This window comes from Mesorhizobium norvegicum (assembly GCF_004919685.1).
GTDB classification, from domain to species: domain Bacteria; phylum Pseudomonadota; class Alphaproteobacteria; order Rhizobiales; family Rhizobiaceae; genus Mesorhizobium; species Mesorhizobium norvegicum.
The window spans coordinates 15,585-34,777 of the sequence record NZ_SMYZ01000034.1; the positions used below are offsets into that span (position 1 = coordinate 15,585).

The window sequence follows — 19,193 nt, forward strand, 5'->3', positions numbered from 1 at the left end:
CGAAAATGACCCGGATAATGCTCCCAAATCGACGGACGGTTATTCTCAGCGGCGTTTTCGGCGCCGCCACGCTGACCGGCTTTCTCAGGCAGCCGGATTTGGCAATCGCCGCCGACGATCCGGAATTGGCCAAGCGTTTCAAGGATCTCAGCCAGAACGGCAACAGCACCTGCTCGGCCAAGTTCACGGAGTCGATCGCCACCATACCGGCGATGTCGCGCATCAAGGGCTCATGCTGCAGCCCAATGGAAATGAAGCGCTACGCCGAACAGGTGAAGGGCCTTACCAAATACCGCGCCATCGCGATGATCCCCAGCGACCCGTACGACATACCGGCGGCGACCGCGCAGCAGATGATGCCCTACTACGACCTGAAGCTCGCCGGCGACGAGCAGTCGGCCTACGACTATGCGATGGCCAATTCCGAGGAGAAAGGCCCCTGCTGCTGCCCATGCTGGCGCTGGAAGACGTATGGCGGGTTGGCGAAATACCTGATCCACGAGCATGGCTTCACCGGCAAGCAGATCGTCGACGTCTGGGACCTGTCAGACGGTTGCGGCGGGGGCATGTAAAAATTAGGCCGGTGTGTTGACCTTCCATCAACCGGAAGCCTTAACGTCTGTGTGACACGGAGATTTCCCACGATGAACATCGGTATTGCGTCCGAAAAGTCAGGTCTGCCCTCCAACACAATTCGGTACTACGAGGATATCGGCCTTTTGAGCCCGGCCCGGACGGACAATGGCTATCGCGATTATTCGATGGCCGATGTTCACCGACTGCGGTTTCTGCAGCGCTCTCGAAGCTTAGGGTTCTCGGTGGACGAGTGCCGCGAGTTGCTGTCGCTCTACCACGACAAGGAGCGCGAGAGCGCCGACGTCAAGGCAATTGCGCAAGCTAGGCTCATCGAGATCGACAGGAAGATCGCCGAACTGGTCGGGTTGCGCGGCCTGCTTCACCATCTGGTCGAACACTGTCATGGCGACGAGCGGCCGGACTGCCCGATCATCGACGAACTGGCAGGGGACGGCATGGTCCAGTGAGGCGGACTTGCAGAGCCGCACCCGCGGTCTCGTAGGCTTCGCTGGAGTCTTCTGAACGCCAGCCTCGCCTCACGACGTAAAATTCAGTGGTCGGGATCCGAAAGGCTCCAACGGTGCGCTTGCGCAATAATGATTGCGTATTTGTACAAAGCAAAGCGTCTCCAACCGTATTCTGAGCAAGGGGGTGATCCGAGAGCCGCAAATGTGCAACAAGCTGTTGCACAAGCCTGCTACCTATAGCTCCTGTGTCTGGCCCGAACTACTACCTCACTCCGGAAGAAGTCGTCGCTCGCTATCGCGGACGCCTGAGCGAAGGGACGCTTCGCAACTGGCGCTGCATGCGTATCGGACCCTCCTTCCTCAAAATCGGCAAAGCAATCCTCTACCCGAGCAGCGAGCTCGATCGCTGGGACAAATCGATCCTCGTGGTCTGCAGGCCCACACGCAAACTGCCGCTCGAAGAGGCGTCCCCACTTGGGTAGAAAGAATCTGTTCAAGTCCTCCGCTGGGTGCTGGCCCGAAAGATGAGCGTTCGGAATCCGTGGTTGATCGGGACGTCAGCGTATCGAGTCAATGCGATCATGCCCAAGCGTGAAAGATCACAAGTGGTCACTCAAGACACGCCCCAGTTAACGGCCCCACCTTTCGACGGGCGCCACACAAGTATCTGATATATATAACGATTACAGTCGGAGTGTTCTGATGCACAATCACCCGTCAGGCGACCCGACACCATCACGAGCCGATATCGAGATGACGAAGGAGATCATCGAGACCGGCAAACGCCTGGGCATTGCCGTCCACGACCACATCATCATCGGGCGCAAAGGCCATTCCAGCATGAAGGGCCTGCTGCTGATCTGACGGGCGTCGTCTCTCGGACCGACGTGCTTTGATGCATAACAATCCCGCTCGGCATCCACGGGCATTTTGGATCAAGTCCAGGCACGCTCCGGACATCTATTTCGCCGCCGGCCAAGGCGTTCGAACGCATCCGGTGACGGAACTTGCCCCACTGCGCCCCAATTGAATATTTCAGCCTTTAGAAACGCGGTTTACAACCGAAATGAAATCCGCGACCAGCTTGTTTGGCGTGCCTCTGTGGCCGATGGCGATGACGCATTCGCGCATGTCGAGAATCGGCCTGAAGACCACGCCCGGCCGTGCGTAGTATTGCGCGGTACTGTCGGCGGTGATGCTTATGCCGCGGCCGGAGGCCACCGCTTGAAGCTCGGATTCGACAGTGGCCGCCTCGAACACGACTTTCGCCGGCCTATCGATGCGGTAGTCATTGGCCAGCCAGTAGTCGCGCCATACACCCGCCACCGGCGCGGCAACGATCGGCTCGTCGAGTATGTCGTCGAGCATAACCGTTTCCTGCCGACTGAGGCGGTGCCCCGTTGGCAGGCACGCGACGCATTTCTCGCGTGCGATTTCGACAATGTCGATGCCGTCGAGATCGATCGGTGGCCGGATGATGCCACAATCGACCTTGCCGTCCCTCAAACCGGCAGTCGGATCCGAGAAATCAAACTCCTGCAGATGCAAGGTGGCCCCCGGACGAATTCGTTCGAACTCTCGAATGATCGCTGGAATGAACTGCACCGCGGTACCGATCATATAGCCGACGCGCAATTCGTTCTTGAGCACGAGTTGCAGCGACCTTGCCTCGACATAAAATGCTTCGAGCGACTGGTTCAGCGTCCGCGCCCCGATCAACAGTTTTTCGCCGGATGGCGTCAGGCTGACGCTACGGGTTGTGCGTTCGAACACTGGAAAGCCAAGGGTCTCCTCCAATTGGATGATGGTCTGTGACAGGGCTGGCTGCGAAACGCTCAGCTTTTCGGCAGCCCGCGCAAAGCTCCTCTCATTCGCGACGGCGATGAAGGAGCGAATGTGCCGGACCTGGATATTCATAAGCGTCACGAATTAATCGTTCAGTTATTCGTCCTTGTTGTCAAGCGGTCCACGCCGATAATCGGCACATCCCAATAGGTGAGGTGAGCCATGAATATCAGCCAGACAGACACGTCTCATTCTAGGAACATTTTGGAACAGGGTAAGCGGTCGCTGATCCACGATCCATTGGGAGGCGACGAAGCAAAAATTACGCTGGTGCGCGCCAAGGGGTCGTATGTCTGGGACGACCAAGGCCGCCAATATCTCGACTGCACCTCCCAGGCGTGGTCGAACAATCTCGGCGCCAATGATCCACGTGTGGTGGAAGCGGCGATCGCCCAGTTGCGCGAAATCACCCACGCCCGGCCGAACTTCAACACGATCCCACTGCTCAAGCTCACCGCGAAGCTGCGCGAGATCTCGCCCGGCGACTTGAATCGCATCGGCTACTGCCTGCACGGCAGCCTGGCCGTCGAAATGGCCATGAAGCTTGCGTTCAAGAACAAGCCTGGTCGCCACAACATCATCGTGCTGCAGGACGCCTATCATGGTCGTTCGCTGACCACGATGGCGGCGAGCTGGCCGCACCCAAACAACCCTTTCCTGGCAATCCAGCCGCGCTTCACCCGTGTGCCGCATCCGGATCCCTATCGTCCGCGGCTGGGCATGGATGTCGAGATGGAATCAAAACTCTGTCTACGACTGCTGGAAGAGACGATCCACAAGGGCGTCGATGGCGGTGTCGTCGCCATCATGATGGAGCCGATCCCTGGCAATGGCGGCCACATCGATCTGCCGCTGTCCTTCCTGAGAGGCGTGCGCGACATTTGCGACCGGCACGACATCATCCTGATCTGGGACGAGATCCAGAGTTGCTTTGGCCGCACAGGTGCAATGTTCGCGGCCGATTATTTCGGCATCGTTCCCGACATCATGACCTTCGGCAAGGGCATCAGCGGAGGTTTCCCGTTGGCCGGCATCTTGGCGAGCGAACGATTGACCGGTTTCGAATCGGGCGAGGATGCGCTGACCTTCGGTCAGTTTCCGGTCGCGATGGCGGCGGCCGTCGCCACGATCGACGCGATCATTGCCGACGATCTGTGCGGTAAGGCACGCGACCACGGCGCCTTTGCAACACAGCGGCTCCACGAAATGGCGGATCGCCGCAAGCTGATTGGCGATATCCGCGGCCCTGGCCTGTTCGTCTCGCTCGAACTCGTCAAAGACCGGGTCAGCAAAGAGCCAGCCACAAAGGCTGCCTCGGAAGTCTACCGGCGCGGTCTCGAGAAGGGCGTGCTCTTTGGCGAAAGCCGCTATGCCGGCCTCGGCAACCTGATCAAGGTGAAGCCACCGCTAGACTGCACGCATGAAGACATGTCGCACGCACTCGACGTGCTCGACGATGTGCTCGGCTCGATCGAGGCCGACGGAATCGCTTAACCGTCAACACGAGCCGGAACGATCAGGAGGATCAGACCAGCCTCAACGCATGCAACAGACCATGAAAATTAGTACGCAGATACTAACATCGAAAAGGGGAACACTATGCAGGAAAAAAAGATTAGCAGACGGACCGTCCTGGCCGCCGGTGCTGGCGCCGCACTTTGCATGCCGTTCATCCGGCCCGCCTGGGCGCAGACGCAGACGGTGCGGGCGCTGATGTGGGAGGCCTATGTCCTTCCCGATGTCGTTTCGAAGTTCGAGGAAGAGAACAACGTCAAGTTTGTCGCCACTTTCTTCGATGGCAATTCCGAAGCCTATAACAAGCTGCGCGTCGGCGGCGCCAAGGAATTCGATCTGGTCCAGGCCGATGGCTTCTGGCCGCAGCTCTATTTTCGAGACGGACTGATCCGCAGTGTCGACTACGCACACGTGCCGAGCGCGGCAAACTACCTTCCGGAATTCCATGCCGAGAAGTTCAAGGTGCTGACCGACCCGGCATCCGGCAGTAAGATCGGCTATCCGTTTTGCTGGGGCGCCTATGGGATCACGTACAACGCGGCAGTCGTCGCGCCGGAGAAGACGGGTACGATTGAATGCATGTTCGATCCCGCCCTGTCAGGCCAGCTGTCCACCAGCGCGCGTTTCGAGGAAAACATCGCCCTGGCGGCATTGTTGGTGACGCACCGGTTGGGCTCGCGCGAGAAACCTCGCCCGGATGGAAAGCCTTTCAACCCGTATGTCCTGACCGATGAGGAACTTGACGGTGTCAAGAAATTGCTGATCGAACAGAAGGCGCTGCTTCTGACCCGCTATCAGGACAACCCGACATTGTTCCAGCTTTTGCAGAGTGGCGCCGTCGTCGCGGCGACCGAGTTCGCACAGGTGTTCCGCCAACTTCTGACGGCCAAGGACGGCAACCCGAAGCAGGATTTCCGCCATACGCTCAAAATGAAGGAAGGCGGGCTGGGCTGGGTCGACACGTGGCTTGTAACGTCCGGTGTCGAGGATGGCCCCAGGCTCGACTTGTGCAACAAGTTCATCGACAGGATGATCTCGTCGGAGATCATGAAGCGGATCGGCGAGGTGGCCGGCTGCTCTACCACCATCGATCTCAGGGCGATCTCGACTGAGGAAGAACGCAAGCTCTATCTGATGGACCGTTCGAGCGAGATCTCGGACCTTTTCATGTTCGACCAACCATCCTCTCCCGAGAAATGGGAGCGAGTGTGGTCTAACGTCCAGGCAGCCTAACTCTTCCCAAGCGATGACGGTATCCTCCGGCGGGGCTTTTGCCCTGCCGGAGGACCACGGCCCTCAATGTCAGGTGTTCCAACATGTACCAGAGCCAAAACGGCACCGACGCCCCCTACATCCGGATTGCCAATATTTCGCGTCAATATGGCCAAGTCCGCGCGCTGCACGATCTCAGCATCGATATCGACAAGCACGAGTTCATCGCCATTCTTGGTCCCAGCGGCTCGGGCAAGAGCACGCTGCTCAGGCTGATTGCGGGACTTGACCGGCCCACTGCGGGACGCATTTTTTTCGACGGCGCCGACGTCACAGACCTGCCACCGCACAAACGCGGCATCGGGATGGTGTTTCAGGAATTCCTGTTGTTTCCGCATCGCACCGTTCGCGAAAATCTGGCCTTCCCGCTGCGGATGACCAAGCAGCCGCCGAAGATGATCCTCGAGCGCCTGGACTGGGCCGAGTCCATATTGTCGCTTAACGGACTGATGGACAGATACCCCAATCAACTTTCCGGCGGCCAGCAGCAGCGCGTCGCGCTCGGCCGTGGATTGGTCACCCACCCCACCCTCTTGCTGCTCGATGAGCCGCTCGCCAATCTCGACCGTGAATTGCGCAACGAAATGGAAGTGGAAATCCGCCGCTATCAAAAGCAACTCGGAATCCCTTTCGTCTATGTGACCCACAATCAGGAGGAAGCGCTGTCGATGAGCGACCGCGTCGCCGTGATCAACGGTGGCAAGCTCGAAGCCCTCGGCGAACGGCAGTTGATCTACGACCATCCGCCGACGCCTTTCGTCGCGCGCTTCGTTGGCAAGTCGACACGCTTTGATGGGGCGTTCGATGCAGCCTCCAAGAGGGTCGATCTGCAGCGTTACAACTATTCTTTCCCCTATGAAGAGGTTGCCGAGCGCAAGGGCAACGCCCGCGTCGAGGTCTTCGTCAAGAACGAGCGCTTCGAACTGTTGCCATCAAGATCGGGGGGAGCCGGCATTCCCTGCACTGTCGCCGACGTGGTTCTGAGAGGACCCTTCGTGGAATACATCCTCGAAACCGAGGCCGACGAGCGCATTATCGCCGTGCAGCCCAAGAGAGAGGAACCTCTGGCACTCGGAACCAAGCTTTCGCTGTCGTGGAACCCCTCACAGTGCCACGTATTTCCGGCAGGGAGGTGAATGATGTCCGAGGCCGAAAATAGGCTTAACAGGCGCCTGTTCCTGCACATACCAACCGTCTTCCTGGTCATCTTCTTCGTCCTGCCTTTGATCGCACTGGTCGTTTTGAGCTTCTGGCAAACCGAGAACTACAAAATCGTCCGAGAATGGACGGCGATGAACTATGTGACGCTCGCGACCGAGCCGGCTTATTTCATTTTCTTCATACGTTCGCTGTTCATGGCGATCTTCGTTTCAGTATTCTCGGTCGTCGTCTCCTGGCCGATCGCCTTCTTCATCGTGCGCTACGGGGGTCGCTACAAGCTGATCCTTTCGCTGTTGCTTGCCGTGCCGTTCCTCTCTGGCGAAGTGCTGCGCCTTATCGCCTTGCAAGGCATGTTGGGGCCGACCGGCCTGGTCAACGGGGTGCTTTTGAAGCTAGGGGCCGCACCGCTGCGTTTTATCATGTATTCGAATTCGGCCACCTTCATCGCATTGGTCTATCTCTACCTGCCTATGGTGGTGACGACAGTCTATTTGTCGCTCTTGAATTTCGACTTCCGGCTGGCGAGCGCGGCAAGCGCCTGCGGTGCAAACCGTTTCCGGATATTCTCAGAGATCGTCTGGCCACTCAATCTGTCGGGCACAATCGTCGGGTTCCTCCTCTGCTTCATCCCGACGCTGTCGGCCGCGCTGGCGCCCCGCTTTCTCGGTGGTCCTAACGGCGTCCTTTACGGCATGTCGATCGCGCAGCAGTTCGGCGAGTCCGGCACATGGGCGCTCGGCGCCGCCATGGGTGTCGTGCTCTTCTTGTTTTCGATGCTGGTGCTCGGCGTCTTCAGCCTCGGAATCGACCTGCGCCGCACGGGCTTCACCGGAATGGGACGACAGTGATGTATGCACAGGCAAGCAATGAAAGGCTGACGAAATGGCTGATGGGCGCAATCCTGGTAGTAGCCTATGCGTTCCTCTACATGCCGATCGTCCACATCCTGTTCGCCTCGCTGTCGAGTCGGCCGAACTTTCCCTATCCTCCGGAATTCGACTATGGGAGCTACATCAGGCTCTACACCAATACTGTGTACCAGGACGCATTCCTGAACAGCTTGATCATCGCGACCTGTACGTCGATCCTTTCGACAGTCCTGGGATTCCTGGCAACGGTAGGGGTGTTGCGGTTCGGGGGGCGTAACGCCCTCCTCTACGCGGCCTTCTTTGCGGGCCCTTTGTTCGTATCCGAGATACTGCTCGGCATCTCGTCCATGTCGCTCTACTATCTGGTCTTCGAACTGCAGGGCAACATGGTCACCGCCATCATCGCCAATTCGGTGCATTGCTTCTCGTTCTGTTTCCTGATCATGGCCGCCCTGCTCTACCGCTATGATTGGCGCATGAACGAGGCAGCTGTGGTCTGTGGCGCATCGCCGGCACGCGCCTTCTATGAGGTGATGCTTCCGCTGACTTGGTCGGGCATATTGGGCAGCCTGATCGTAGCCTTCGTGCTGTCGCTCAATGGCCTGGACATTTCGTTCTATTTGCTCGGCGCCACGCCTACCATGCCATCGGTCGCTTGGGGCGCACTGCGCTATGGCGTCAAGCCGGAACTCTATGCGCTTTCCTCGATCATCAACATTCTGGTATTTGCCGCGATCGCGGTGCTTTATCTCGTCGCCCGGTCGGACAGAAAACAGCAGGTCGAGTGACATGTCATGCTTGTGGTGCCTTCGAAATTCGGGGGCCCGCTCTGTCGGAACTTTCGGTAGCCTGATTCTGGCGTTCGTCTTGTCGCTAACGGATTGGACATCGCGTTGTATCTTGTTAGGCGCGGCGCCTCCGCCAGGTAGCAGAGAAGCCGTTCGGCGGGGACGCTAGTGGATTGAATCGGACGCTTGGTACCCGCTCGAGACCGTCCTCACAGATCGGGAAAGAGCGGCGCGGCCCTGCCCGTGTGCAGACGTTCGGGAGGTCGCGGAAGGGTGGATACCGGGGCATACCGAACAGATAATTGAACACCCACCCTCTCAGGTCAGGATAACGATCTTCCCGCCCGCCTGGTTCGTTTCCATCGTGCGATGCGCCTCGACTATGTCGTCGAGCTTGAACACCCCGCCGATGTTGATGCGAAGATCGCCCGCTGCGATCTGATCAGCCAGCGATTGCAAGGGGGTTCGCATGAAATCCTCTGACCCACCTGCATAGGTGGTCAGCGACACCGCTGTCGGGATGGACTCCATCGGGCTGAACTGATCAAACGACCATTGATCACCGACCATTCCGGTCATACAGACAACGCCGTGCGGGCGCGCGGTGCGCAATGAGTCTTTCAAAGTCGTTGTGCCGACCAGTTCAAGTACCTTGTTGACGCCATTTGGGCAGATTTCGCGGACCTGACCGGTGATGTCGCCGCTGTCGATCAACACCTGGTCGGCGCCGTTATCGCGCAGCAGGCGTTCACGGGACGGATTGCGTGTCGTCGCGAGGACGAAAGCGCCGTGCTTCTTGGCGATCGCTGCTGCGGCTAGGCCCACCGATGTGGTTCCGCCGCGTATAAGCAAGCGATCACGCGCCTTGAGCTGCAACGCGTTAAACAGCGATCCCCATGCCGTTTGCAGCATCTCGGGCATTGCGCCCAGCGTTTCCCATGGCAACGTCGTCTTGAGCTTTTGCACTTGTGTGGTGGGTACGCAGACATATTCGGCATAACCGCCATCGAATTGGCGCCCCATTCCGCCCATCGCTGTCGCGACGATATCGCCAGGGGCGAACTGCCCTCCTGGGGCCTCCACTACGATTCCAGCCGCCTCGATCCCCAGCACGCGCGGGAAAGGAACGTTGGGCGAAAGCCCTTGCCGGGTGAACAGTTCTGAGCGATTGAGCCCGAAGGCCTTCACTTGGATCAGCACCTGCCCCTTTTCGGGCGTGGGCGTCGGTCGCGTTTCCAGCTTAAGGGCTTCAGGCCCTCCAGCCTGGTAGATCACGGCTGCCTTCATCGTAGTGGGCATCGTCCTGCTCCCCTACTGGCGCGGCGGATTGGTGGTGGAAAAGCTGTAGCGCGCGATCTTCCAGTCGCCCGAACCGAGCTTCTGCAAGACAAACAGTTCCTGATTGGCCTCGGGGCCTGTCTGGCCGCTCGCCTTGACCGTAACCGTGCCTGCCGAATTGGTTCGCGCAAAGGCCCATTCCGGCGCAACCTGGACGATTTCGACGATGTCGAAGCGCACTGCCAACTTGATCGCTTTGAACACGTTTACATAGGCGGAGCGCACCGCATCGGCGCCAACACTTGATGGGCTGTTCGGCGGCATGAATACGCCGTCGGGCGCATAGAGCTTCATCACCACGTCGGTATCCTCCGCGTTGAGCGCCAGCTCATAAGTGCGCAGGACATGCTCGATTGCGGCTTCGTCGCCGGTACGCTCGGCCGCAGAAGCCGTGAGTGACATCGCCAATGCGGCGCTGGCGGCAAGCGCGGAAGCTACGATCTTTTTCATGGAGGTTCTTCCCGTTCATGGCATGATTGCCAGAAAGAAAATGGATCATTTCCGATTTTGGAATTAGTCGGAAAATTTGGTAATGATTATCCCAAATTTGGGAAAGCCATGCCGGACCTCAATGCACTCCTGATCTTCGCCCGGGTTGCTGAAACCGCCAGCTTCTCGGAAGCCTCGCGCCGTACCGGCATGCCGATCTCGACCGTGAGCCGCAAGATCGCCGAACTGGAGGACCAACTCGGCATCCGCCTCTTTGAACGCTCGACTCGCCGCCTGCGGCTGACCGATGTTGGCGCGGAGATTCTTGAGCAGGCGCAACGCGGCGCCGAGGTCAGCGAGGCAGTCGACAGCATCGCCTCCAACCGGCTTTCCGAAGTTCGCGGCGCGCTGCGGCTCTCGGCGCCGCCCAGTATTTCGGACAACCTGCTGGCGCCACTCATTGGCGCCTTCCAAGCCGCTTATCCCGCCGTCGAAGTGCAGGTGCTGATCACCGATCGCCATGTCGATCACATCGCCGAAGGTGTCGATCTCGCCATGCGCCTAGGCCCGCTGAGCGACTCGAACCTTGTTTCACGCCCGATGCTCCGCTACCGCCATCGCCTCGTGGCCAGTCCCGACTATCTTGAACGGCGAAACCCGCCGCAGCATCCACAGGACCTGCAAGAGCATCGGCTCGTGGCCTTCGCCTATTGGTCACAACAGCACCGCTGGACTTTCGAGAACGGCGACGCGCGCGAGACGGTCAGCTTCAAACCGAAGCTAGCAATGAATGACTTTGCTGGCCTGGCGACCCTGCTCGCAGCTGGCGGCGGGATCGGTGAGTTGCCTCCGATCGTAGCGCCCGCGCTTGTCGAGACGGGCCGTCTGGTGGAGGTGATGCCGCAATGGCGCTTCCAGACGCTTGACCTCTCGATCGTGCATCTCGGAAACCGTCACATCTCCCGCCCGGTTCGCATGTTCAAGGATTTCGCGCTGCAGATGGCGCCGTCGATCGTGGGTGATCTACCCGTCTGAACGGCAATTCTATCGGTCGCTTTTCTCGGTTTTCAGCCCCCAACATGAACGCCCGCTATGGGTCGAACTTCTCCGTTGGTCGCTTTCTGGAGAGTGGACATTCGGCGCGGACCGCCGCACTGCCATGGCCAAAGGTTAGCGGATTGACCCCAGCACCTGGTGCCCGCGCGCGGCGGCGGCGATGATTTTGTCGGGATCGGCGGTCCAGACCAAGGGCTTTGACTGCTGGTTGTGATCGACGACGAAGCGGTTGATGGCGGCCTGTAGATCGACGACGCCCTTGAAAACACCGCGCTTGAGACGACGCCTGGTGAGGATGGCGAAGAAGCCCTCGACGGCGTTGAGGAAGCGGATGAACTCCTGATGCCGGTGGCGCCGCATGCAGCGGCTGATGACATGACCAGGGAGATCGCCGAGACCGGCACTGGGCATCGCTGTGAACGACCACATCATCATCGGCCGCAAAGGCAATTCCAGCATGAAGGGTTTGTTGCTGATCTAGGGCCGGAGGGCATGCCACGAACGCCCGACCAAGCCCGGGCGATCGAATAAAGTGCAGGAAATTCGTTTGCACAATCTTTTTGCCGAGAATTTGAAAATTGTTCAATCTTGGAAAGAGCAATCCCACCATCGAGCCTCTTCCGGATCAATCTTCTAACCGAGAAGAATGTTCTCCGTTTTTTGGAAGATGGTTCCGTTGAGGCATCGCATTTTCGCTGCTACCGTTTTGAAACGCTTCAATTGGAACCCTGCAATTGCAACGCAAGCGCCCGACCATTGCGGACGTAGCACGAACCGCCGGTGTCTCCATCGGCACGGTGTCGAACTTCATCAATGGAACGGCCAGCCTGAAGGAAGGCACGCGCGACCGCATCGAGAAGGCGGTTGCCGCGCTGATGTACCGGCCCAGCTCGTTTGCCCGCTCACTGCCGGGCCGCGCGCCGCGCAGGCCGAAAAATCTCGACCATCTGCCAAGACTTCTGGTCGCCGGTCGGGTGAGTGTCGACTTCCTGTGCCGCGTCGACGTGCTGCCGCATCGCGACGACCGGATCACCGCCAGCCATATCGAAAAGGCGTTGGGCGGGCCGGCGGCCAATCTCGCGGTTGCCGCCGCCGGCGTCGGCGCCCCCTACGCTCTTGACGTCGAACTGGCGACGGCAGTCGGCGAGGACCCGGAGAGCGACTGGGCGCTCGGCGCGCTTTCGAAACTGGGCGTCCACGCCCTGCCGATCCGCAGCACGCCCAACAATCGCCTCTCGCAGGCGATCGTGATCATCGAGCGCAACGGCAGCCGAACGATCATCAGCGAACCGTTTGAGCTTGGCGAAGTCGACCTGACCGCCAATCTGGATATCCAGCCCGAGCAGCGTCCGGCTTGCCTTCATATCGAAGGCTTCCACTATGAGACGATGACCGCGTCCATTGCGCGCTTTCATCAGGCCGGCTGGAAGGTGAGCCTGCATTCGGCCGGCCTGCCCAAAAGCGCGCGCACGCCGGAAACCTTTACGCAGATGGTCAAACAGATCGACCTGACCTTTATCAACGACGTGATGATGCGGGAGATTTTCGACTTCCGCACCCGCATGGCGTCTATGATCGAAGAAGTGCGGCTGATGCTGTCACGCATCAAGGCGCGCGGGACGGTCGTGCTCACCCTCGGCGAATTTGGCGCGGTCGTCTTTCCGGCAAATGGCGGCCCGCAGATCGAGGTGCCGGCACTGCCGGTCAATCGCGTCGATGCAACAGGTGCCGGCGACAGCTTTGCCGGCATCTTCCTCAGCCTCTGGCTGCACGGCGCGTCGCTGGACGATGCCGCGCGCTATGCGGCGATTGGCGCAAGCCTGACGACAACAGTCGAAGGCGCGCAGGGCTACATCGCTGACTTTACGACATTGCAGGCTGCCTCCTTGGCGAACAACGCCATGATGGCTAGCTGAATCAATGATTTACCGGTTTTTTGACATCCAGCAGACAGCCGTCCCATCTGGCGAAATCAGGAGAGCATGATCATGGCGAAAACGAGAATCCTTCTGGTCGGCGAAAGCTGGGTGAGTTCGGCAACCCACTACAAGGGGTTCGATCAGTTCGGCAGCGTCACCTTCCATCTGGGCGCAACGCCCCTGGTCGACGCCTTGAAAGACAGCGAATTCGATCTCGACTACATGCCCGCCCACGAGGCCGTCGAGAAGCTGCCTTTCACCATGGAGGGCCTGTCGCAATACAGGGCGATCATCCTGTCCGATATTGGCGCGAACTCGCTTCTGCTTCATCCCGACGTCTGGCTGCACGGCAAGACGGTGCCCAACCGGCTCAAGCTCCTGCGCGACTGGACGCAGGCGGGCGGCGGCCTGATCATGATCGGCGGCTACTTCTCCTTCCAGGGCATCGACGGCAAGGCGCGCTGGCATCGCACGGCGGTCGAGGAGGCGCTGCCGGTGACCTGCCTTCCCAATGACGACCGGCTCGAAATTCCCGAGGGCTTTCGCCCCGAGATCACTGGCCCCACGGATCACCCGATTTTTGCCGGCATCGAAGGCGAGTGGCCGCTGCTGCTGGGCGCCAACGAGGTCATCGCCCGCGATCGGGACGATGTCGAGGTTCTGGCACGGCTGCCGCAGGACCAGGGCGGCCATCCCCTGCTGGTCACCGGGCGCCATGGCGAGGGGCGCACGCTGGTCTGGACGTCGGACATCGGACCGCACTGGCTGCCGAACAGCTTCGTCGAATGGCCAGGTTACACCAGCCTTTGGACCAACGTGCTGCGCTGGGTCAGCAGGGCTGTCTAGCCGATCAGCACCACCGGGGAACCGCCATGACAGAGACCTTTCTTGTCGCCAGAAACATCGCCAAGCGCTTTGGCGCGTTGACCGCGCTGGCAAATGTCGACCTGGAGATCCGCTCCGGCGAGGTGCTGGCGCTTCTCGGCGACAATGGCGCCGGCAAATCGACCTTCATCAAGATCCTGGCGGGCGCTCATCCGCCCAGTGACGGAGAGCTTGTCATCGAGGGTCATCCGGTCGCCTTTCACTCGCCTAAGGATGCGGCAGCATCGGGGATCGCGACGATCTTTCAAGAACTGGCGCTTTCGGAGAACCTGTCGATCGCCGAGAACGTCTTTCTCGGCCGCGAATTGAAACGCTCCATTTTCGGCATTCCCTTTCTCAAGCGCAAAGAAATGCGCCAGCGTGTCGATGGCCTGCTGAAAGAACTCGACGCTCACATTTCCGATCCGGAAGCGCCTGTCGGCAGCCTGTCGGGCGGTCAACGCCAGGCTGTCGCCATCTGCCGGGCGCTCAATCTGAACGCCAGGCTGGTCATCATGGATGAGCCGACGGCAGCCCTTGCCGTTGCCGAGACCCGCAAGGTCCTGGCACTGACGCGGCGGCTTGCCGCCCGCGGCTGCGCCGTCGTCCTCATCAGTCACAACATTTCCGAAGTCTTCGAAGTTGCCGACCGCATCGTGGTGTTCCGGCGCGGTCGCAAGGTGGCCGAACGGCTGGCGGCCGACACCAATCACGAGGAAGTCGTTTCGCTCATAACAGGCGCTCATCCCGACGTGCGGGCGCTCGAAAAAACAAACTGAAACGCACGTCATTTCCAGAGAGGATCAAACCACAATGCTTTCACAGTTCAAGAAAGTGCTCACAGCCTCCGCACTGTCACTCGTCATAGCGACGGCAGCGCACGCCGCCGACAAACACAAGGTCGCCTTCGTCCCGCAATTGATCGGCATCCCCTATTTCAACGCCATGGAAGCCGGCGGCTATCGCGCCGCCAAGGACCTGGGCGTCGACTTCATCTATTCCGGTCCCGTCGACACCAATCCGGTCGACCAGTTGCAGATCGTCCAGAACCTGATCGATCAGGGTGTCGAGGCGATCTCGGTCAGCGTCCTCGATGCCTCCAGCATTGCCCCCGTGGTTGAGAGCGCCAAAGCGAAGGACATCAAGCTGTTCACCAGCGACAGCGATGCGCCCGACAGCGGCCGCGCGGTCTATGTCGCGCAGGCGACCGACGAAGGCCTCGGCACGACGATCGTCGACGAACTCGTCAAGCGCGTTGGTGAGGACGCAACGATCGGCATCGTCTCCGGCGAAGCAACGGCCTCCAATCTCAACGCCTGGATCGGCTTCATGCAGAAAGAGGCCACCGCCAAATATCCGAAGCTGAAGCTGCTCGCGCCGCAATTCGCCGGCGGCACGGCTGAGCGCGCCGCGCAGATCTCCGGCGACCTGATGGCCGCCAACCCGGACATCAAGGCCATCATCGCCGTTGCATCCTCGACATGTCCGGGCGTTGCCCAGGCCATCGAAACCGCCGGCAAGATCGGCTCGGTCATCGGCGCCGGCTATTGCAGCCCGAACACGGCACGCTCCTATTTGAAGAGCGGCGCCTTCGGCTTCACCGTGCTGTGGGATCCCGAACAGCTCGGCTATCTCACCGTCTGGGCCGGCAAACAGCTGATCGACGGCAAGACCTTCGCGGCGGAAAACAAGGTTGCCGGCCTGGACAAGCCCGTCACTTATGATGCCGCCAAGGGCATTCTGCTGCTCGGGCCGCCGGCCATCTTCACCAAGGACAATGTCGACAAGTTCAACTTCTGAGCTGTGACATGAACGCGGTGCGGCAGTTTGGAAACGGTGTCTTCTCCATGAACGGGCGAGAGTGGTCTCTGCTTGTCGCCTGTTTGCTGGCGATCGTCATCTTTTCTGTCGCATCGCCTCACTACGCCACATCAGGCAATGCGGCCACGGTCCTGCGCAACAGCGTCGAGCTGCTGCTGATCGGCCTTGGCATGACATTGCTGCTCGCCATGGGCGGCATCGATGTCTCGATCGGCATCGTCATGGGCCTGGCGGCCATCGCCATCGGTCGCGTGCTCGGCGCCGACGGCAATCCGGCGCTGGCGATCATTGTCGGCCCGCTGGTCGGCGCGCTGCTCGGCTGTGTCACAGCAGCCGTCGTCGTTCTCGGCCGCGTTCCGGCGATTGTCGGAACGCTCGGCCTGCTCGGCGTCTACCGCACCGCTGTCTTTGTCCTTCTCGGCGGGCAATGGCTTTCCGGCCTGCCCTCGAGCCTCACCAATCTGCTTGCGACCACCGCGCTCGGCGTCCCCGTCCCTGCCCTAGTGATTGCCGTTGCCTATCTGGCCGTCTGGCTGGCGTTGCGGCGAACCCCCTATGGGCTGCATTTGCTGGCGATCGGCAATTCGGAGGAAAAAGCGCGGCTGTCAGGTATCCCGGTGATTAAGGTCCGCTTCATCACCTTCGTCATCAGCGGCGTCCTGACCGGCATCGCCGCCATGTTCTATGTCGCCACCTACCGCAATGTGGAAATGACGATCGGCAGCACGCTGGCGCTCGATGCCATCGCCGCGGTCATTCTTGGCGGCACCAGCATATTGGGCGGCAGATGCAGCCTGATCGGTACCGTGCTCGGCGTGCTTCTGCTTAGAATTCTCCAGAACGGATTGCTTTTGATCGGCGTCCCATCGCTCTGGCAGCCCGTCGTCACCGGCGTTCTCATCATCGGCGTGCTCGGCTTCGAAGCCGTTTCCAACCGCTTCCCATTGGCCCAGCTCCGGCGGGCCCGCGCATGAAGACGCTCCGGAATTTGCAGGGGCCTGCCCTCACCTTGGCACTGCTGTGCGGGCTTTGGTTGATCGTGATTGTTGGCCTGCTGGCGCTCAAGCCTTCGGTCTTCAATCTCGGCACCGTCACCACCATTCTTCAGTTCTCGACGATCCTGGCCCTGGTCGGCCTTGGACAAGGGCTGGTCATCATGGCCGGCGGCGCCGGCATCGACCTGTCGGTCGGCGGTGCGGTCTCGCTGTCCGCCATCGTCGCGATGCTTTGCCTCAAGCTGGGATTGCCGCCGGTCCTGCTGCCTGTCGTCTGCATTCTGGCCGGCGCGACGCTCGGTGCCTTGAACGGATGGCTGGTGAACGGGCTCGCCCTTCTCCCGTTCATTGCGACACTCGGCACCTTCTTCGTCTATTCCGGCGCAGCACTTGCCGTTACAGGCGGCGCGGCCCAGGCAGGCGTACCCTCCTGGCTGCTTGTGTGGGGGCGCGGCGTCGTCATGGGCATTCCCCTGCCCTTCCTCACCCTTGCCATCCCCTGCTTTGCGCTGGCCGGCCTGGTGCTGCTCTCGACGGCATGGGGGCGCTGGATCTACGCCATGGGCTTCAACGAACGCTCAGCCAGACTGGTCGGCATTCCGGTCGATCGCGTACGCTTCATCCTCTACGCCCTGAGTGGCGCGCTCGCCGGCGCCGCCGGGCTTGTCTCGATCGCCTGGCTCGGCAGCGGCAGGCCCAATATCGGCCAGAACCTCGAACTCGAATCGCTGACTGCCGCCATGCTTGGAGGCATCGCCATCACCGGCGGGCGTGGCGGCGTTGGCGGCGTGTTCGCGGCCGTCCTGCTGCTGGTCACGCTGAAGACCGGCCTTCTGCAATTGAACATCAACACGGTTTGGCAGGTGGGAATTGTCGGCGCCCTTCTGGTTTTCGTCCTTCTCGCCGACCGACTTTCCCAACGTTGGAGATCATGATGCCGTCCATGGAAGAGATCATTGCCGCGCGCGTCGAGGCAAGCGCCGACCGTATTGTCGAAACGCTGAGCGATCTCGTCGCCTTCCCCTCGATCGTGAAATCCAATCCGAAGGAGGCCGGCCCCGGCGAGCGCGATTGCCAGCTGTATCTGCAAAAGCGCATCGAGGCGCTCGGCTTCTCGACCGATCTGTGGGACCCGGATGGCCCGGCACTCTACGAAAAATACAAGGGGCGCGCCGGCGCCAACAAGGGCAGGACGTTCGAAGGCAGGCCCAACCTCGGCGGCGTCTTGAAGGGCACGGGCGGTGGCCGCTCCATCATGCTGACCGGCCATATCGATGTCGTCCCGCCGGGCGCTGCCGGACACTGGACAACCGACCCGTTCCAGCCCGTCCTCAAGGACGGATTTCTGCACGGCCGCGGCACCGTCGACATGAAAGGCGGCGTCGCCTGCATGTTGATGGCCGTTGAAATCCTGAAGGGACTCGACATTGCTTTGTCCGGCGACATCGTCTTCACCACCGTCGTCGACGAGGAAATCGGCGGCATGGGATCGCTGGCCATGGTCGATCGCGGCTTTCACGCCGACGCCGGCATCATGACCGAACCGACGGCGAACAGGATCGCACCACTCTGTCACGGCATTCTGTGGGGGAAGATCATCATTGACGGCATAGGCGGGCATGCGGAACTGACGCCCAATGCCTGGTATTCGAGCGGCCCGGTCGATGCCGTCCAGCTTTGCCGGCAAATCCTCGACGGCATCGACATCCTCAACCGGCGCTGGATGTTCGATCCCAGAAAGAACCATCCGCTGATGGACCTGCCCAATCAGATCATCGTCACCCAGATGAGCGCCGGCGAACATCCCTCCTCCATGGCAGGGCGCGGCGAGATCATCATCGACGCCCAGTATCTGCCAAGCGAGCATGACGAGTTCAAACTGGGCGGCAACGTCAAACGCGAAATCGAAGAGCACATCGCCAATGTCTGCCAGGCAGACCCCTATCTGCGTCAGCACCCTGCCCGCGTCGAATGGATCCTCGATGCCGATTGCGCCGAGATCCCGTCGGACAACCCGTTCGTCGGCGTCTTCCAGGAAGCGGTCAAGGAAGCCAACCTCTCGCCGGTGCTGAGTGGTTTCGGCGCGCACAGCGACATCGGCCTGCCGACCGGCCTTGGCAACACCCCGACCGTCAACTTCGGTCCCGGAGACCCGGCGCAGGCGCATCAGCCGAACGAACGCGTTTCGGTGCGCGATCTCGTCGATTGCACCAAGGCAATTGCAATTGCCGTCGAGAAATGGTGCCGCTAAACATCACCAGCACACGAACGGAACCAT

The 19,193-nt window shown here is 60.4% G+C and carries 19 protein-coding genes and 2 pseudogenes; 17 read left to right on the forward strand and 4 right to left on the reverse strand.

Features of this window, described 5'->3' with window-relative positions; genetic code table 11:
* Positions 1 to 5: 5 nt before the first annotated feature.
* The 4 genes and pseudogenes from FCU66_RS13125 to FCU66_RS13140 all read left to right on the forward strand — a co-directional run.
* Entirely contained in the window at positions 6 to 572 is a 567-nt protein-coding gene (locus FCU66_RS13125) for a hypothetical protein (RefSeq protein WP_246093884.1), read from the forward strand.
* A 72-nt stretch (positions 573 to 644) separates the two neighbouring features.
* Positions 645 to 1,043, forward strand: a complete 399-nt coding sequence (cueR, locus tag FCU66_RS13130) for a Cu(I)-responsive transcriptional regulator (protein ID WP_136616216.1) — start codon at positions 645 to 647, stop codon at positions 1,041 to 1,043.
* Between the two features lie 245 nt (positions 1,044 to 1,288).
* Positions 1,289 to 1,525 carry a helix-turn-helix domain-containing protein gene (locus FCU66_RS41925; RefSeq protein ID WP_136616217.1) on the forward strand — a complete coding sequence of 79 codons (237 nt, stop codon included), beginning with the start codon at positions 1,289 to 1,291 and terminating at the stop codon, positions 1,523 to 1,525.
* A gap of 214 nt (positions 1,526 to 1,739) precedes the next feature.
* Positions 1,740 to 1,907 (forward strand): annotated as a pseudogene (locus FCU66_RS13140) (JAB domain-containing protein); the annotation flags it as partial.
* 171 nt (positions 1,908 to 2,078) lie between these two features.
* Here FCU66_RS13140 and FCU66_RS13145 read toward each other — a convergent pair.
* Positions 2,079 to 2,960 (reverse strand): LysR family transcriptional regulator, encoded by an 882-nt coding sequence (locus FCU66_RS13145; RefSeq protein WP_246093888.1) that lies wholly within the window; start codon positions 2,958 to 2,960, stop codon positions 2,079 to 2,081.
* 132 nt (positions 2,961 to 3,092) lie between these two features.
* Here FCU66_RS13145 and FCU66_RS13150 point away from each other — a divergent pair, with 132 nt between their 5' ends.
* The 5 genes from FCU66_RS13150 (at position 3,093) to FCU66_RS13170 (ending at position 8,493) form a co-directional block, all read left to right on the forward strand.
* A complete protein-coding gene (locus tag FCU66_RS13150; RefSeq protein WP_206077100.1) occupies positions 3,093 to 4,382 on the forward strand; it encodes an aspartate aminotransferase family protein in 1,290 nt (429 codons plus the stop codon).
* 105 nt (positions 4,383 to 4,487) lie between these two features.
* Entirely contained in the window at positions 4,488 to 5,636 is a 1,149-nt protein-coding gene (locus tag FCU66_RS13155; RefSeq protein ID WP_136616221.1) for an ABC transporter substrate-binding protein, read from the forward strand.
* Positions 5,637 to 5,719: 83 nt separating this feature from the next.
* A complete protein-coding gene (locus FCU66_RS13160) occupies positions 5,720 to 6,811 on the forward strand; it encodes an ABC transporter ATP-binding protein (protein ID WP_136616222.1) in 1,092 nt (363 codons plus the stop codon).
* Between the two features lie 3 nt (positions 6,812 to 6,814).
* Positions 6,815 to 7,684, forward strand: coding sequence for an ABC transporter permease (locus FCU66_RS13165; RefSeq protein ID WP_136616223.1), 870 nt, complete (start codon positions 6,815 to 6,817; stop codon positions 7,682 to 7,684).
* On the forward strand, positions 7,684 to 8,493 hold the full coding sequence (locus tag FCU66_RS13170; protein ID WP_136616224.1) for an ABC transporter permease: 810 nt from the start codon (positions 7,684 to 7,686) through the stop codon (positions 8,491 to 8,493). Before FCU66_RS13165 ends, FCU66_RS13170 begins: the two co-directional genes overlap by 1 nt.
* 318 nt (positions 8,494 to 8,811) lie before the next feature.
* On the opposite strand, the gene FCU66_RS13175 is transcribed toward FCU66_RS13170, so the two are convergent.
* Positions 8,812 to 9,792: a zinc-binding alcohol dehydrogenase family protein gene (locus FCU66_RS13175; protein ID WP_246093885.1), complete on the reverse strand. Its 981-nt coding sequence runs from the start codon at positions 9,790 to 9,792 to the stop codon at positions 8,812 to 8,814.
* 12 nt (positions 9,793 to 9,804) lie between these two features.
* Positions 9,805 to 10,281, reverse strand: a complete 477-nt coding sequence (locus FCU66_RS13180) for a YybH family protein (RefSeq protein ID WP_206077101.1) — start codon at positions 10,279 to 10,281, stop codon at positions 9,805 to 9,807.
* Positions 10,282 to 10,389: 108 nt separating this feature from the next.
* On the opposite strand from FCU66_RS13180, the gene FCU66_RS13185 reads away from it, so the two are divergent.
* On the forward strand, positions 10,390 to 11,295 hold the full coding sequence (locus FCU66_RS13185) for a LysR family transcriptional regulator (RefSeq protein ID WP_136616225.1): 906 nt from the start codon (positions 10,390 to 10,392) through the stop codon (positions 11,293 to 11,295).
* Between the two features lie 135 nt (positions 11,296 to 11,430).
* On the opposite strand, the pseudogene FCU66_RS13190 reads toward FCU66_RS13185, so the two are convergent.
* Positions 11,431 to 11,718 (reverse strand): annotated as a pseudogene (locus tag FCU66_RS13190) (IS630 family transposase); the annotation flags it as partial.
* Positions 11,719 to 12,050: 332 nt separating this feature from the next.
* Between FCU66_RS13190 and FCU66_RS13200 the strand changes: the two are divergent.
* From FCU66_RS13200 to FCU66_RS13230, 7 genes are all read left to right on the forward strand, one after another.
* Positions 12,051 to 13,232 (forward strand): carbohydrate kinase family protein, encoded by a 1,182-nt coding sequence (locus tag FCU66_RS13200; protein ID WP_246093886.1) that lies wholly within the window; start codon positions 12,051 to 12,053, stop codon positions 13,230 to 13,232.
* Between the two features lie 72 nt (positions 13,233 to 13,304).
* On the forward strand, positions 13,305 to 14,081 hold the full coding sequence (locus FCU66_RS13205; RefSeq protein ID WP_136616227.1) for a glutamine amidotransferase: 777 nt from the start codon (positions 13,305 to 13,307) through the stop codon (positions 14,079 to 14,081).
* A 26-nt stretch (positions 14,082 to 14,107) separates the two neighbouring features.
* A complete protein-coding gene (locus FCU66_RS13210; RefSeq protein ID WP_136616228.1) occupies positions 14,108 to 14,878 on the forward strand; it encodes an ATP-binding cassette domain-containing protein in 771 nt (256 codons plus the stop codon).
* Between the two features lie 34 nt (positions 14,879 to 14,912).
* A complete protein-coding gene (locus FCU66_RS13215; protein ID WP_136616229.1) occupies positions 14,913 to 15,899 on the forward strand; it encodes an autoinducer 2 ABC transporter substrate-binding protein in 987 nt (328 codons plus the stop codon).
* A gap of 47 nt (positions 15,900 to 15,946) precedes the next feature.
* Positions 15,947 to 16,894 (forward strand): ABC transporter permease, encoded by a 948-nt coding sequence (locus tag FCU66_RS13220; protein WP_168991728.1) that lies wholly within the window; start codon positions 15,947 to 15,949, stop codon positions 16,892 to 16,894.
* Positions 16,891 to 17,850, forward strand: coding sequence for an ABC transporter permease (locus FCU66_RS13225; RefSeq protein WP_136616231.1), 960 nt, complete (start codon positions 16,891 to 16,893; stop codon positions 17,848 to 17,850). Before FCU66_RS13220 ends, FCU66_RS13225 begins: the two co-directional genes overlap by 4 nt.
* On the forward strand, positions 17,850 to 19,166 hold the full coding sequence (locus FCU66_RS13230) for a M20 family metallopeptidase (protein WP_136616232.1): 1,317 nt from the start codon (positions 17,850 to 17,852) through the stop codon (positions 19,164 to 19,166). The genes FCU66_RS13225 and FCU66_RS13230 overlap by 1 nt, the downstream gene beginning before the upstream one ends.
* Positions 19,167 to 19,193 lie beyond the last annotated feature (27 nt).

Bases quoted from the DNA above. Each gene is read 5' to 3' on its own strand.
- FCU66_RS13125 (WP_246093884.1), top strand. From the start codon at position 6: ATGACCCGGATAATGCTCCCAAATCGACGGACGGTTATTCTCAGCGGC.
- cueR (WP_136616216.1), top strand. From the start codon at position 645: ATGAACATCGGTATTGCGTCCGAAAAGTCAGGTCTGCCCTCCAACACA.
- FCU66_RS13145 (WP_246093888.1), bottom strand. From the start codon at position 2,960: ATGAATATCCAGGTCCGGCACATTCGCTCCTTCATCGCCGTCGCGAAT.
- FCU66_RS13155 (WP_136616221.1), top strand. From the start codon at position 4,488: ATGCAGGAAAAAAAGATTAGCAGACGGACCGTCCTGGCCGCCGGTGCT.
- FCU66_RS13160 (WP_136616222.1), top strand. From the start codon at position 5,720: ATGTACCAGAGCCAAAACGGCACCGACGCCCCCTACATCCGGATTGCC.
- FCU66_RS13165 (WP_136616223.1), top strand. From the start codon at position 6,815: ATGTCCGAGGCCGAAAATAGGCTTAACAGGCGCCTGTTCCTGCACATA.
- FCU66_RS13170 (WP_136616224.1), top strand. From the start codon at position 7,684: ATGTATGCACAGGCAAGCAATGAAAGGCTGACGAAATGGCTGATGGGC.
- FCU66_RS13175 (WP_246093885.1), bottom strand. From the start codon at position 9,792: ATGCCCACTACGATGAAGGCAGCCGTGATCTACCAGGCTGGAGGGCCT.
- FCU66_RS13180 (WP_206077101.1), bottom strand. From the start codon at position 10,281: ATGAAAAAGATCGTAGCTTCCGCGCTTGCCGCCAGCGCCGCATTGGCG.
- FCU66_RS13185 (WP_136616225.1), top strand. From the start codon at position 10,390: ATGCCGGACCTCAATGCACTCCTGATCTTCGCCCGGGTTGCTGAAACC.
- FCU66_RS13205 (WP_136616227.1), top strand. From the start codon at position 13,305: ATGGCGAAAACGAGAATCCTTCTGGTCGGCGAAAGCTGGGTGAGTTCG.
- FCU66_RS13210 (WP_136616228.1), top strand. From the start codon at position 14,108: ATGACAGAGACCTTTCTTGTCGCCAGAAACATCGCCAAGCGCTTTGGC.
- FCU66_RS13215 (WP_136616229.1), top strand. From the start codon at position 14,913: ATGCTTTCACAGTTCAAGAAAGTGCTCACAGCCTCCGCACTGTCACTC.
- FCU66_RS13220 (WP_168991728.1), top strand. From the start codon at position 15,947: ATGAACGGGCGAGAGTGGTCTCTGCTTGTCGCCTGTTTGCTGGCGATC.
- FCU66_RS13225 (WP_136616231.1), top strand. From the start codon at position 16,891: ATGAAGACGCTCCGGAATTTGCAGGGGCCTGCCCTCACCTTGGCACTG.
- FCU66_RS13230 (WP_136616232.1), top strand. From the start codon at position 17,850: ATGCCGTCCATGGAAGAGATCATTGCCGCGCGCGTCGAGGCAAGCGCC.